General features: G+C 71.0%; 12 protein-coding genes. 4 read left to right on the top strand and 8 right to left on the bottom strand.

The annotated features are described in order from the left end of the window. Positions 1-227: 227 nt before the first annotated feature. The 6 genes from E0500_RS41585 to E0500_RS41560 form a co-directional block, all read right to left on the bottom strand. Positions 228-1,133 (bottom strand): citryl-CoA lyase, encoded by a 906-nt coding sequence (locus tag E0500_RS41585; RefSeq protein WP_220141512.1) that lies wholly within the window; start codon positions 1,131-1,133, stop codon positions 228-230. Then, positions 1,130-2,335 carry a CaiB/BaiF CoA-transferase family protein gene (locus tag E0500_RS41580; protein WP_131560119.1) on the bottom strand — a complete coding sequence of 402 codons (1,206 nt, stop codon included), beginning with the start codon at positions 2,333-2,335 and terminating at the stop codon, positions 1,130-1,132. The genes E0500_RS41585 and E0500_RS41580 overlap by 4 nt, the downstream gene beginning before the upstream one ends. Then, the gene (locus E0500_RS41575) at positions 2,335-3,093 is read right to left on the bottom strand and encodes an IclR family transcriptional regulator (RefSeq protein ID WP_131560121.1); all 759 of its coding nucleotides are present in this window, start codon (positions 3,091-3,093) and stop codon (positions 2,335-2,337) included. The genes E0500_RS41580 and E0500_RS41575 overlap by 1 nt, the downstream gene beginning before the upstream one ends. Positions 3,094-3,231: 138 nt before the next feature. After that, positions 3,232-4,143: a hydroxyacid dehydrogenase gene (locus E0500_RS41570; protein ID WP_131560123.1), complete on the bottom strand. Its 912-nt coding sequence runs from the start codon at positions 4,141-4,143 to the stop codon at positions 3,232-3,234. Then, positions 4,136-4,717 (bottom strand): RraA family protein, encoded by a 582-nt coding sequence (locus tag E0500_RS41565; protein ID WP_131560125.1) that lies wholly within the window; start codon positions 4,715-4,717, stop codon positions 4,136-4,138. Before E0500_RS41565 ends, E0500_RS41570 begins: the two co-directional genes overlap by 8 nt. Positions 4,718-4,762: 45 nt before the next feature. Next, complete coding sequence (locus E0500_RS41560) at positions 4,763-5,539, bottom strand: IclR family transcriptional regulator (protein ID WP_131560128.1); 777 nt, start codon at positions 5,537-5,539, stop codon at positions 4,763-4,765. A gap of 148 nt (positions 5,540-5,687) precedes the next feature. Here E0500_RS41560 and E0500_RS41555 point away from each other — a divergent pair, with 148 nt between their 5' ends. From E0500_RS41555 to E0500_RS41540, 4 genes are all read left to right on the top strand, one after another. After that, positions 5,688-6,674, top strand: coding sequence for a tripartite tricarboxylate transporter substrate binding protein (locus tag E0500_RS41555; RefSeq protein ID WP_181587410.1), 987 nt, complete (start codon positions 5,688-5,690; stop codon positions 6,672-6,674). Next, positions 6,671-7,312: a tripartite tricarboxylate transporter TctB family protein gene (locus tag E0500_RS41550; RefSeq protein ID WP_181587409.1), complete on the top strand. Its 642-nt coding sequence runs from the start codon at positions 6,671-6,673 to the stop codon at positions 7,310-7,312. Before E0500_RS41555 ends, E0500_RS41550 begins: the two co-directional genes overlap by 4 nt. Beyond that, positions 7,312-8,835 (top strand): tripartite tricarboxylate transporter permease, encoded by a 1,524-nt coding sequence (locus E0500_RS41545; RefSeq protein ID WP_131560130.1) that lies wholly within the window; start codon positions 7,312-7,314, stop codon positions 8,833-8,835. The genes E0500_RS41550 and E0500_RS41545 overlap by 1 nt, the downstream gene beginning before the upstream one ends. 506 nt (positions 8,836-9,341) lie before the next feature. Further along, on the top strand, positions 9,342-10,211 hold the full coding sequence (locus tag E0500_RS41540) for an alpha/beta fold hydrolase (RefSeq protein ID WP_131560131.1): 870 nt from the start codon (positions 9,342-9,344) through the stop codon (positions 10,209-10,211). A 152-nt stretch (positions 10,212-10,363) separates the two neighbouring features. Here the strand turns inward: E0500_RS41540 and E0500_RS41535 are convergent, their stop codons facing one another. Together E0500_RS41535 and E0500_RS41530 are read right to left on the bottom strand one after the other, a co-directional pair. Then, on the bottom strand, positions 10,364-11,404 hold the full coding sequence (locus E0500_RS41535; protein ID WP_181587408.1) for a sugar phosphate isomerase/epimerase: 1,041 nt from the start codon (positions 11,402-11,404) through the stop codon (positions 10,364-10,366). A 497-nt stretch (positions 11,405-11,901) separates the two neighbouring features. Then, on the bottom strand, positions 11,902-12,900 hold the full coding sequence (locus tag E0500_RS41530) for a sugar phosphate isomerase/epimerase (RefSeq protein ID WP_181587407.1): 999 nt from the start codon (positions 12,898-12,900) through the stop codon (positions 11,902-11,904). Positions 12,901-12,906: the final 6 nt, after the last annotated feature.

Genomic DNA, 12,906 nt, shown 5'->3' with positions numbered 1-12,906 from the left:
CGCCACCTAGTCGGCCTCCGGCAGGCCGCAGGCCGTTGCGCCGGGCGGACTGATGCGCCGCTCCCCCGCTGCCTCCGGGATCGCCTGTCTCGCGATGGCCCCGAACGGCCGCCGCCGGTGATGCCACCGGCAACGGCATGCCTGACCGACCCGGAGCAATCACCGATCACCGATCGCCGACCCCTGGCCGCCGCCCAACGACCACCGACCACCGACCGCCCGCTCGGTCAGGTCTTCGACGAGCTCGCGTCCTCGAACGGGACGTGTGGGTCAGGTGTCCGCTCCGGGTGGCGTTTCGGGACGCCGTGGTAGCCCGCGAGCAGTGGCCGTGGCAGTGGCCCCTTGATGCGTGCCCCGCTCTCGGTCTCCTCCCAGGCGTGGGCGAGGATGCCCACGCTGCGGGAAAGGACGAACAGGCCTCGTCCGAGCTCGGACGGGAAGCCGAGTTCCGCGTAGATGATCGCGGTGGCCCCGTCGATGTTCATGGGTACCGGACGGTCCCGGCCCTCGGCGAGCGCGGCCTCCAGCGCGAGTCCGGCCTCCAGAGCCCGGCCGGGGACCTCGCCCGCGTGGACCGCCTCCTGGACCAGCGCGAGCAGGGGGTCCCGCCGGGGGTCGCGGGGATGGAAGCGGTGGCCGAATCCCGGGATGTAGGCGCGGCGTCGGCGGTACTCGGCGATGATCGCGGGGGCCTCCTCGCCGTCGACCACCCGTTGCAGTACCTCCATGCACTGCTGTCCCGCTCCGCCGTGGACGTCGCCCAGCAGGCCCGCGCCGGTCGCGACGGCGCTGTTCAGTCCCACACCGCAGGTGGCCGCCATGCGGGCCGCGGCGATCGACGGGGCCTGTGGACCGTGGTCGACGGCGGCGACCAGCGCGGCCTCCAGAAGGCGGCCCTGACCGGGCGTGGGCAGTTCGCCGCGGAGCATGAGCCAGATCTGTTCGGCGAAGGTGACCCGGCCGATGAGCTCCTCGACGGGGTAGCCGCGCAGCCGGATCTCGCCGGGCTGGATCTCGCTCACCGCCGTGGACCACCAGTCGGTCACGGTGCGCTCGGCGATCATCGCCTCGCCCCCGCCCGTGGTGTCCCGCTCCGGCCCGTCGCCGACCGCCCGTACGGCCGTCCCGCTCATATCGCACCGCCTTCGCGCAGCGCGGTGATCTCCGTCGCGGCGTAACCGAGTTCCGTCAGCACATCGTCGGTGTGTTCCCCCAGCAGCGGCGGCGGAGCAGGGGACGCGGTCGGTTCGCCGTCCACACGCACCGGGCTGCCCAGGACCGGCAGGGGGCGCTCGCGTCCGTCGGGGAAAGGGAGGTCGTGGACGAAGCCGCGTGCGGCCAGGTGGTCCAGGCCCAGGGCGTCCTGTACGGACAGGACACGCGCGGCCGGTACACCCGCGTCGGACAGGATCTCCTCCCACTCCGCCGCCGGCCGGGCGGCCAGACCCGATTCCACCTCGTCGCGCAGGGCGTCGCGGTGCGTCTTGCGGTCGGCGGGGTGGGTGAAGCGCGGGTCGGTCGTCAGGTCCTCGCGCCCGATGAGCCGGCACAGGGTCGTGAACTGCTGCTGCCGGTTGGCGGCGATGTTCAGGTGGCCGTCGGCGGTGCGGAAGGTGCCCGACGGGGCGGCGGTGAAGTTCTCGTTGCCCATGGGGTGGGGCACGCGTCCGCTGATCAGGTAGTTGGACGTGACCCAGCCCATGGCGGTGAGGGCGGACTCCAGCATGGAGACATCGACGAAGGCGCCCTCTCCGGTGCGCCCGCGGCGTACGAGTGCGGCCGCCACCGCGTAGGCGGCCGCCATGCCGCCGAGTGTGTCGGCGACGGGGAACCCGGCCCGCAGCGGTGCCGTCTCCGGGGTGCCGGTGACGCTCATCATGCCGCTGAGGCCCTGGATGATCTGGTCGTACGCCGGTCGGTCCCGCAGTGGGCCCGTCTGCCCGAAACCGGAGATCGCGCAGTAGACGAGCCGGGGGTTCTCGGCGCGCAGCGTCTTCCAGCCGACGCCGAGCCGGTCCATCACACCGGGGCGGAAGTTCTCCAGCAGCACGTCCGCCTCGCGGACCGCGCGCAGGAGTGCCTCTCGCCCGTCGGGATTCTTCAGGTTGAGGGTGAGGGAGCGCTTACCCGCGTTCTGTGCCAGGAAGGAGGCTCCCAGCAGTTCCTCCCCGAGAGCGCGGTCGGCGCCCAACTGACGTGCGAGGTCACCGGATCCGGGCATCTCGACCTTGATGACGTCGGCACCCTGCAGGGCGAGCTGGTAGCCCGCGAAGGGGCCGGCGAGGACGTTGGTCAGATCGAGGATCCGTACGCCCTCCAGGAGGGGGGTCGTCATCAGGCGGTGCCTCCGATGCAGTCGAGTGTGGTGAGGGCTCGTGCGGTGTCCAGCAGGGCGGGGGTGAAACCGGCGACGGCGTCGTCAGTGAAGCGGGTGGTCGGGCCGCCCAGCGCGACCGCCGCGGTCAGGCGGCCAGATGCGGCGAACACGGGGGCCGCGACACCGGAAACACCGGGCTCACGCTCGCCGTGGCTGACGGCGATGCCGTCCGCGGCGGCCTTGCGGGTGTGCTCCCAGAGCCGCTCCTCCCACTCGTCGCCCGGTGCACGAGACGCCACCGCGGCGACCTCGGCGCGGTCCGAGCCGGAGAGGAGTACGTGGCTCGCGGCCCCCGACCACAGCGGCATCTCCGCCCCGACGCGGACGACGTGGCGCAGTATGCGGGTGCCTTCGTGGCGGGCGACGCAGACGCGGGTGTTCTGCTGGCGGACGTAGACCGACACCGTCTCGCCCCCGCTTGCCTCGCTCAGTTCGGCCAGTCGGCGCAGCGCCTCTTCGGGCAACCGCCAGGTCCGGCCGGCCAGTTCCGCCCAGCGCAGGAGGCCGGTGCCGGGGACGAGGTGACCGTCGCCCCGGCTCCAGAGCAGACCGCACTGCTCCAAGGTGTGGACCAGCCGCACCACAGTGGTCTTCGGCAGTCCGGTGGCGTCGACGAGTTCGCGCACGGACCGGCTGGGGTGCTCGGTGTCGAAGAGGGCGAGCAGGTCCACCGCGCGCTGCACACTGCGGACGCCGCCGGCGTCGGGTTCGGGCATGCCGTCTCCTCGTGTCTCGTCGTGTCTCGGCACGCGGCGAGACGGGCCCCCGCCGGTGAGTAGGCCGGCTCATCACATCACGGAACCATTCAGCGGTACAAGCGAACCACCTGGTGGTACCGGCTGGACGGTGCCGGATCAGGTGATGTGGGCGATGATGTGGTCGGCGGCCTCGGTCGCCATGCGGCGCAGCGCCTCGGCTGTCTGCGCACCCGTGTGCGGGGTGATGACGATCGACGGCTCGTCGCGCAACGGGTGGTCGGACGGAAGCGGTTCGACGGCCGTGACGTCGAGACCGGCACCCGCCAGGTGGCCCCGCCGGACGACGTCGAGCAGGGCGGACTCGTCGAGGATGCCCCCGCGCGAGGTGTTGACCACCACCGCGCCCTCGGGCAGTGCCAGGAGTTCCGGCAGGCCGATGAGGTTCCGGGTCTCCTCGACCAGCGGGACGTGCAGGCTGAGGTTCTCCGCCCGGGACAGCAGCGTCGGGAGGTCCGCGGGTTCGGCGCCTGCGTCGGTCATGACGGACGCGGGCACCATCGGGTCGTACGCCAGGACGCGCATGCCGAAGCCCTGGCCGGCGATCGCGGCGACCTCGCGGGCGATGCGGCCGAAGCCGATGAGTCCGAGTGTCGTGCCGGAGAGTTCCCGGCCGCGGATCGCCGCGCGCGTGTCTCCCTCGCCCCGGACCGCGATGCCGATGCCCCGGCGTACGGCGAGCAGCAGCGCCACGGCGTGTTCGGCGACGGACCGGCTGTTGGCCGTCGGGGTGGTGGTGACGGTGATGCCCAGCTCCCGCGCGGTGTCCACGTCCACGGTGTCGAGCCCGACACCGTGCCGGGCCACGATGCGCAGGTTGGGCGCGCGGCGCATCATGGCGCCGTCGACGCGTTCGGTACGCAGCAGGACGGCGGTGACCCGGCCGCTGACCTCGTCGAACGGGACGCCCTCGGCGCCGTACCCCGTGCGCACGTCGGCGTGCGGGCGCAGGCGGACCAGGGCGTCCTCGTGAACCGGCCGGGGAATCCAGACGAGCGGGCGTTCAGTCACGGGGCACCAGCCGCTGGTTGGCCGCCCGGCGCTCGGCCTCGCCCTCGATGAGCCGGCGCGTGTCCGCGACGACGTCGTCGACGCGCCCTGCCGGGACGATCGCCACCCCGTCGTCGTCACCGAGCACCCAGTCCCCGGGGGTGACGGGCACACCGCCGACGGCGATCGACTCGGCTATGCGGTACGGACCGGTCTTCCACGGTCCCGCGGGCGTGACGGCGCGGGCGAACACCGGGACACCCAGCTGCGCCAGCTCGACGACGTCACGGGCGGCGCCGTCGAGGACGATGCCGCCGACCTCCAGCGCCTTCGCCTTCTGCGCCACCAGCTCACCGATCAGCGCGCGGGTCGCGTCCCCGCCTCCGTTGACGACGAGCACCTCCCCGCGCCGGATCGTCTCGAACGCGGCGTGGAGGCCCTTGTTGTCGCCCGGCCGCGTCCACACGGTGAACGCGGGTCCGGACAGGACCGCGCCGGGCCACAGCGAGCGGATGCCGTCGGCGACGCCGAACCGGTCCATCGCGTCGGACACGGTGGCGACGGGGAGCGCCCCGGGGGGCGGATAGTCGTGCACGGTTCTCCTTCGGTCGGTCCGTATAGGTCGGTCCGTATAGGTCGGTCAGTGCAGCGCCGGCGGCAGACCGGTCCGGGCGATGTCCTCCGCGCAGCGGCGGACGGCGTGCACGAAGCCGGGGATCTTGTCCTCGGTGAATCGCACGGTGGGCCCGCCGACGGCGAGCACCGGCGGACGGGCGGGTGCGGCGCCGGCGGGAAACGGAACGGGTACCGCCAGACCGCTGTTGCCCGGTTCGCGCTCGCCGTGGGTGACGCACCACCCCCGCTCCACCGCGGTCCGCGTTCCGGCGCGGATCGCCTCGGCGTCGCCGCCCGACTCCGCGACGATGCGCTCGACGAGCCGGTCCCGTTCCTCGGGCGGTTCGAGGCTGAGCAGCACATAGGCGGCGGATCCCGCGGACATCGTCAGGACGTCGCCCGGCTCGACCACGTGGCGCAGGGTGTTGGGGCTGGGGGCCTGGCCGACCACGACCCGTCGCGTGCCCTCCCGTACGTACAGGCTCACGGTCTCGCCCGTCTCGGCCGCGAGCGCGCGCATCCGTGCCAGTGAGGCGGGAGGGACCGTCCAGGCCGTCTCGGCGAAGGCGGCGAAGGCGATCAGGCTGGTGCCGACCCGGACCCGCCCGTCCGCTCCTGACTCCACCAGCCCTTCCCCGGCCAGTGTCTCCACCAAGCGCAGGACGGTGGTCCTCGGCAGGCCGGTCTCACGAACCAGGTCGCTCAGCGTCAGTGACATGCGCTCCGGGGTGAACGCGCGCAGCACCTGCCACGCCCGGCTCACCGCCCTGATGCCGCCGCCACCGTCGGTCGTCGGGGACATCGGTTCCCTCCTTGATCGTGTCGGTTCCATTGCCTCTCCCCTGAGGGACTGTTTACCATCTGGCGGTCATGAATATCCATCAGGTGGACACTCTGGGGTGACCAGCCACCCCCGGACCAGTTCCGTAGGAGATCACAAGGGAGTGATCGTGCAGAGGAAACGTTTCTTGCTCGGCGTCCTCGGCGCCGTGGGCACCATGGTGCTCGCGGGGGCCGCCGCTGTGGACGCCAGCAACTCCACCTCGGGCGCCACTCCGAGGTCGAAACTGACCATCACGGCCCCCGCCGCTCCCGGCGGTGGCTGGGACCTCGCGTCACGCGAGCTCCAGCAGGCGCTGCGGGCCGACTCGATCGTCGGCAACGTCCAGGTCGTCAACGTGCCGGGCGCCGGCGGCACCATCGGGCTCGGACAGTTCGTCGAACTCGGCGCCGACCCGACGCGGATGATGATGACGGGCACCGTCATGGAAGGCGCCATCACGGTCAACAAGTCGCGCGTGGACCTGGAGAACACCACGCCGATCGCCCGGCTCGCCGAGGACTACGAGGTCTTCATCGTCCCCGCCGACTCCCCGTACCGGACGCTCCAGGACTTCATCGCGGCATGGCGGAAGAACCCGCACAGCCACGCCGTCGGCGGCGGCGGGCTCGGCGGCACCGACCACCTGCTCGCCGGACTCACCGCGAAGGAGGCCGGCATCGATCCCAAGGAGGTCAACTACATCTCCTTCGCGGGCGGTGGCGATGTGCTCAAGGCACTGCTGTCGGACACCGTCGAGATCGGGGTCAGCAGCTACAACGACTTCCGCGACCAGATCGAGGAGGGCAACCTGCGCGCCCTGGCGGTCTCGGCCGACGAGCCGGTGCCGGGCATCGACACCCCGACCTTCATCGAGCAGGGCGTCGACGTGTCGCTGCCCAACTGGCGCGGCCTGGTCGCCCCGCCGGGCATCAGCGACGAGCAGCGACAGGAACTGACCGACATCGTCACCGAGGCGACCCGCACTCCCCAGTGGGAGGACGCCCTCACCCGCAACAAGTGGGTGGAGAGCCTGCTGACCGGTGACGAGTTCGCCGAGTTCATCCGCCAGGACCAGGCGAGGGTGAACGCCATCATCAAGGAGCTGGGTCTGTGACCACCCACCCCGCGCCGGACACGGGCCCGGCCGCCTATCTGCGCCGCCGTACCGGCCTGATCGTTCCGCTGCTGCTGCTCGTCACCGGCATCGTCCTGGGTGCCGGAACGCTCACCATGGAGGTGCCGGCCAACGTCGCCTCGCCGGGACCGCAGTTGTTCCCCACGATGGTCGCCGTCGCGTGCGTCGTGTTCGCCGTCCTCCTGGGCATCGACATACTGCGCCGCCCCGAGCCCGAGCAGGTCGCCGCCCCGACGGACGGGGACCCGGCCATCGACGCCGGCACCGCCGCACGGACCGCCGAGGCAGCCGACGTCACTGCCTCCAGCGCCTCCACGAATGCCTCTGAGACCGCGGCCGGCGACACCGCCGACGCCGGTGCGACGCGGGTTCGCAGCAACCGGCGGGCGGTGGCCGGACTGGTCGGCACGATCGTGGCGTTCATCGTCCTGCTCGTCCCGCTCGGCTGGCTGCTGTCCGGAGCGCTGCTGTTCTGGGGCGTCGCCCGGGCGCTCGGCAGCCGACGCCCGGTGTTCGACATTTTCCTGTCGATCGCCATCTCGTCCATCGTCCAGCTGGCCTTCTCCGCGGGACTGGGCCTCAACCTTCCCCCAGGTGTCCTGGCAGGAGTGCTCTGATGTCATCACTAGGCAACCTCGGTGACGGATTCCTCACGATCCTGACGCCCATGAACATGCTGTGGGTGCTCGTCGGCGCCCTGCTGGGCACGGCCGTCGGCGTGCTGCCCGGTCTCGGTTCGGCGATGGCGGTGGCGCTGCTGCTGCCCGTGACCTTCTCGCTCGACCCGGTCGGCGCGTTCATCATGTTCGCCGGCGTGCTGTTCGGCGGACTGTTCGGTGACTCGACCGCCGGAATCCTGATGAACACCCCCGGGAACAGCACCGCGATCGCCGGGTCCATCGAGGGCCACCGGATGGCGACGTCCGGGCGCGCGGCCCAGGCGCTCGCGACGGCCGCCATCGGCGCGTTCATCGGCGGCATCCTGTCCTCCGCGCTCGTGGTGTTCTTCGCCCCCTCGCTGGCCGAACTCGCCACGCTCTTCGGTCCCGCCGAGTACCTGGCGCTCTCCGTGTTCGCGTTCGTCGCGATCTCGGCCGTGGTGAGCGAGTCGGTGCTCCGCGGTCTGGCCGCCCTGGTGATCGGCCTCGCGATCGCGCTGGTGGGTGTCGACGGCATGTCCGGCACCGCTCGCTTCACCGGAGGGATGCCGGAGCTGTTCGACGGCATCAGCATCGTGGTGATCACCGTGGGCCTGCTCGCCCTCGGCGAGGTCATCGCCGTCGCCGCACGGCGCGGGACCAAGGAGGACCTGCGCGTCATGCCGTCCACCGGCCGGCTGTGGCTGTCGCGCGGGGAGATCCGGCTGGCGATACCCGCGTGGCTCCGCGGCACCGCGATCGGCGTGCCGTTCGGCATCATCCCCGTCGGTGGATCCGAGGTGCCCACGTTCCTGGCCTACGGCACCGAGCGCAGGCTCGGGTCGCGTCGCGCGGACTCCATGTTCGGCAAGGGTGCCATCCAGGGCGTGGCCGGTCCTGAGGCGGCGGGCAACGCCACCGCGGGCACCGCGATGGGTGCCCTGCTCGCACTGGGCCTGCCGACGTCGGCGACGGCCGCCGTCATGCTCGCCGCGTTCCGTCAGTACGGCCTCCAGCCCGGACCTCTGCTCTTCGAGCGGGCGAGTGAGCTGGTGTGGGCCCTGCTGGCCAGCTTCTTCGTGGCCATGGCCGTCCTGCTCGTGCTCAACCTGCCCTTCGCGCCGCTGTGGGCGAAGCTGCTGAAGGTGCCCCGGCACTACCTCTACAGCGGGATCACCGTGTTCGCCATGCTGGGTGTCTACGCGACCAGTAGCAAGATCCTCGACCTCGTCCTCGTACTGGCCATCGGCCTGCTCGGCTTCGCCATGCGCCGCTATGGGCTGCCCGTCGCCCCCGTCCTCATCGCGGTCATCCTCGGCCCGCTCGCCGAGACCGAGTTCCGCCGCGCGATGGCGGTCAGCGAGGGCGATCCGTCGGTGCTGGTGTCGAGTCCGATCACGATCGTCCTCTACCTGGTGCTCGCGCTCGGCGTCACCGGCCTGCTGGTCCAGCGCGCCCGGAACCGCCGCCGGACCATCGCATCGGGGGCGACTCCGTCCTGACCGCCCCGGCCGCGCGCCCGCGGCACGACGGATTCGTTCCCACCGTTCCGTTCGGCGCGCACCCGGCCGCTCCCCTTACCCGTACCCGACGGCGACGACCTCGCCCCACGGCACCCCGGCGCCACCACCGAGCGGCACCGGCCGCCCGGCGCGACACGACCCACCCGCTCCGTACGGACCGTCGTCGGACCGCCCTGGGCGGGGCCCGGCATCACCCGCCCGGCGCGACGGTTGCGGGCGGATACCCGTCAGAGTGGGCATGCCGGGGACGCGCCGGCTCCGACGCTGTAACGGTTCATACCTGCTGGTCCCGACTTGCCGCGGGGCGGTCGCTGAGGTTGGCTTGATGATCAGACGGTCGGCCGGCCGGCGGCAGTCGAGGGTTCCAGCAAGCATCGGATGACCACCGCGTTCGGAGTTCGATCACGCGGACGGCTCACCGCCGCGGCCCCGCTTCCACGTCTCTCCGCCAAGTTCAGGGACAGTGAAACGAAAGGGCCAGAGCGATGGCATACGCCGTGCACCACCGTACCGAGGCCGTCGACGGCCTGGAGGTGTTCTACCGGGAGGCCGGTAACGCGCAGGCACCCGTCGTGCTCCTGCTGCACGGCTTCCCGACGAGCTCGCACATGTTCCGCAATCTGATCCCGGCTCTCTCGGACCGTTACCGGATCATCGCGCCCGATCACATCGGCTTCGGCCAGTCGGCGATGCCGAGCCTCGATGAGTTCCCCTACACCTTTGAAGCCCTCACGGAGATCACCTCGGGGCTGCTCGACCGCCTGGGCGTCGACCGGTTCGCCATGTACGTACAGGACTACGGCGCACCCATCGGGTGGCGGCTCGCGCTGCAGGACCCGCAGCGCATCACCGCGATCATCACGCAAAGCGGTAATGCCTACACCGACGGCTTCGTGAAGCCCTTCTGGGACGGTCTGTTCGCCTACGCCAAGGCGCCGGGTCCGGAAACCGAAGCACCGGTGCGCGGCGCGCTGACCGCCGAGGTCACCCGCTGGCAGTACGTGAACGGCGTGGCCGACCAGAGCCTCGTCAGCCCCGACAACTGGGTCCACGACCAGGCGCTGCTCGACCGGCCGGGCAACAACGAGATCCAGCTCAAGCTCTTCCGCGACTACCCCACCAACGTGGACCTCTACCCGGACGTGCACCAGTACTTCCGCGACTCCCAGGTGCCGCTGCTGGCCGTCTGGGGCGCGAACGACGAGATCTTCGGCCCGGACGGCGCCCACGCCTTCCGCCGGGACCTGCCCAAGGCCGAGATCCACCTGATCGAATCCGGGCACTTCGCCCTGGAGAGCCATCTGGAGACCATCACCCAGAAGATCCGCGACTTCCTCAGCCGCGCCATCGCCTGACGCCGCAACAGGAGGCCGCGGCAATTTCCCTGTCCCACGGAACCCCGCTGCGAGGTCGGCCCGGTGCCGGCCTCTGTGCGTCCCGGCTGGCCGGGGTCCGAGGAACAGGCCCCGGCCAGCCGTCACATCACTGACTCACGCGCGTGCGCCGGTCACCGCTTCTCGCGCAGGGAGTGCAGGTGCGCGCTGGAGCGGCGGGCGAAGGAGAACGAGTCGGTGGGGTTGTCGAACTCGGCCTGCCAGTGGTGGGCGAGGCGTTCGCCCTGGAGGCGGGTGACGCCCGAGATGAATCGCTGGTAGTCGATGTCGCCGTCGCCGACGTCGACCATGCGGTAGCCGTACTGGTTCGACGGGTCATGGACCCCGTCCTTGACGTGGAAGAGCGGGTAGCGGTCCGGCTGCTTGAGGACGTAGTCGATGGGCTCGAAGGGAGCGGCGGTGCCGTCGGGCCGCTTGGAGAAACGGAACTGGGCGACATAGGCCCAGTAGATGTCCATCTCCAAGTAGACCAGGTCGGGGTCGGTCTCGGCGAGCAGCACGTCGTAGAGGCGGACCTTGGGGTTGTCGGTGGCGAAGGAGAACTCTTCGGAGTGGTTGTGCTGGTAGAACTTCATGCCCCGTGCCCTGGCCGCCGCTCCGTAGGTGTTGAACTCCTCGGCGGCGCGCTTCCACGCGTCGACGGTCGAGCCGTAGCGGAACGGGCCGGAAGCGGTACCGATGTGCTTCAGGCCGAGGGCCTGGGCGTCGTCGAGGACCTTGTCCAGATTCTGCGCGAACGTGTACGCGTTGGGGTCGCTGGAGTAGTAGCCGACGTGGCTGCCGATCGGGTTCAGGCCGTGGTTGCGGGCCAGGCGCTTGAGCTGGGCGAGCGTGATGGGACCCGCGGAGCCCTGCGTGTAGCCGGCGAACTCGACCTCGTCGTACCCGTACTTCTCCAGTTCGGCGAAGACAGGCGCGAAACCGAGCGTGGAGACCTTGTCCCGCAGGCTGTACAGCTGGATGCCGAGCCGCCCGGGCGGCAGGACGGGACGGCCCCGGCCCGCGGCCCCGGCCGTGACAGAAGTGGCGGCCGAGGCCGGAGACGCGGCCGCGCCCAGGAGAGCGGCGGCCGTGGCGCCCGCGGCCACGCCGAGCATGCCTCTTCGGCTCAGGCGGTGGGAAAGTTCGGGATCGTGAGGAGTGGTGCGGCTCATGGGGTACCTCTCGTGGGTCGGGAAACTGTTGTGCGTGGTGGGTGGTGGGGGTCCACTCGGCGCAGTCGGAGTCGGTCGGAGGGACTGATTCGCGGCGGGAGTGGGTCGGTGGGCGCCGGTCATGGGTGGCGCGAGGAGCGTTCCGGTGGGGTGCCGGTCGGGCGAGACCGGCGTGAGGGATCTATGGACGCCGCGGTCTTCCGGTGCAGCGACTGCTGCACCGACCCCGGAACGCTGAGATGTGGGCAGGCCCTGCGGGCAACGCGCGTACGAGGAGAGCGAGTCGGCTCGCGGGTGCCTTGAGTGCAGGTCTGCAGGTCGGTGACCGCTGGTTCCGCTTCCACTTCCGGTTGCGGTTGCGGCGGTGCGGTCGTTATCGGGCCGCACACTTCCCGGACAGCGGGTCGGCGGCATGCGTGGGGATGGCGCGTCGGGAAACGTCTTCCCCACTCTCGGAGAAGGAGGCTGGGAGAAAGTGGGATGGAGAAAGTGGGACGTCAGTTTCCGAACGCCGCGTCGAACGAGGCCGTCGGCGGCTCGAAGTCGAACGCCTTGAGACGGGTCAGGGCTTCGGGAGCGCCCTGGAGCCGGTCCATGCCGGCGTCCTCCCACTCGACGGAGACGGGGCCCTGGTAGTCGATGGAGCGCAGCATCCGGAAGACGTCCTCCCAGGGAACGTCACCATGGCCGGCGGAGACGAAGTCCCAGCCGCGTCGCGGGTCGCCCCACGGCAGGTGGGAGCCGAGGCGGCCGTTGCGTCCGTCGAGCCGCTTGCGGGCCTCCTTGCAGTCGACGTGGTAGATCCGGTCGCGGAAGTCCCACAGGAAGCCGACCGGGTCGAGGTCCTGCCACACGAAGTGCGAGGGATCGAAGTTCAGCCCGAACGCGGGGCGGTGGCCCACGGCTTCCAGGGCTCGGTGTGTGGTCCAGTAGTCGTAGGCGATCTCGCTGGGGTGGACCTCGTGGGCGAACCGCACGCCCTGCGCGTCGAAGACGTCGAGGATCGGGTTCCAGCGCGTCGCGAAGTCCTCGTAGCCACGCTCGATCATGGACTCGGGTGCGGGCGGGAACATGGCGACCAGGTGCCAGATCGCCGAGCCGGTGAAGCCGATGACGGTGTCGACGCCGAAGGCCGCGGCGGCCCGTGCGGTGTCGGCGATCTCGGCGGCGGCCCGCTGCCGTACGCCCTCGGCTTCGCCGTCGCCCCAGATGCGGGCGGGCAGGATCGCCCGGTGGCGTTCGTCGATGATGGCGTCGCAGACGGCCTGCCCGACCAGGTGGTTGGAGATCGCCCAGCACTTCAGGCCGTACTTGTCGAGCAACTGGTGCCGCGACGCGATGTACGACGGGTCCGCGAGCGCCTTGTCGACCTCGAAGTGATCGCCCCAGCAGGCGAGTTCGAGCCCGTCGTAACCGAAGTCGCGGGCGAGGCGGCAGACCTCTTCCAGGGGCAGATCGGCCCACTGGCCCGTGAAAAGTGTGAAGGAGCGTGGCATGGCGCT

Source organism: Streptomyces sp. KM273126, from assembly GCF_004337435.2.
Taxonomy (GTDB): Bacteria; Actinomycetota; Actinomycetes; order Streptomycetales; family Streptomycetaceae; genus Streptomyces; species Streptomyces acidicola.
The sequence above is the reverse complement of the archived record's forward strand: the minus strand, read 5'-3'. Positions and strand labels throughout refer to the sequence as shown.

Coding starts and splice junctions, on each gene's coding strand:
- E0500_RS41545 (WP_131560130.1), top strand. CDS start 7,312: ATGTCATCACTAGGCAACCTCGGTGACGGATTCCTCACGATCCTGACG.
- E0500_RS41535 (WP_181587408.1), bottom strand. CDS start 11,404: ATGAGCCGCACCACTCCTCACGATCCCGAACTTTCCCACCGCCTGAGC.
- E0500_RS41585 (WP_220141512.1), bottom strand. CDS start 1,133: ATGAGCGGGACGGCCGTACGGGCGGTCGGCGACGGGCCGGAGCGGGAC.
- E0500_RS41540 (WP_131560131.1), top strand. CDS start 9,342: ATGGCATACGCCGTGCACCACCGTACCGAGGCCGTCGACGGCCTGGAG.
- E0500_RS41580 (WP_131560119.1), bottom strand. CDS start 2,335: ATGACGACCCCCCTCCTGGAGGGCGTACGGATCCTCGATCTGACCAAC.
- E0500_RS41560 (WP_131560128.1), bottom strand. CDS start 5,539: ATGTCCCCGACGACCGACGGTGGCGGCGGCATCAGGGCGGTGAGCCGG.
- E0500_RS41530 (WP_181587407.1), bottom strand. CDS start 12,900: ATGCCACGCTCCTTCACACTTTTCACGGGCCAGTGGGCCGATCTGCCC.
- E0500_RS41575 (WP_131560121.1), bottom strand. CDS start 3,093: ATGCCCGAACCCGACGCCGGCGGCGTCCGCAGTGTGCAGCGCGCGGTG.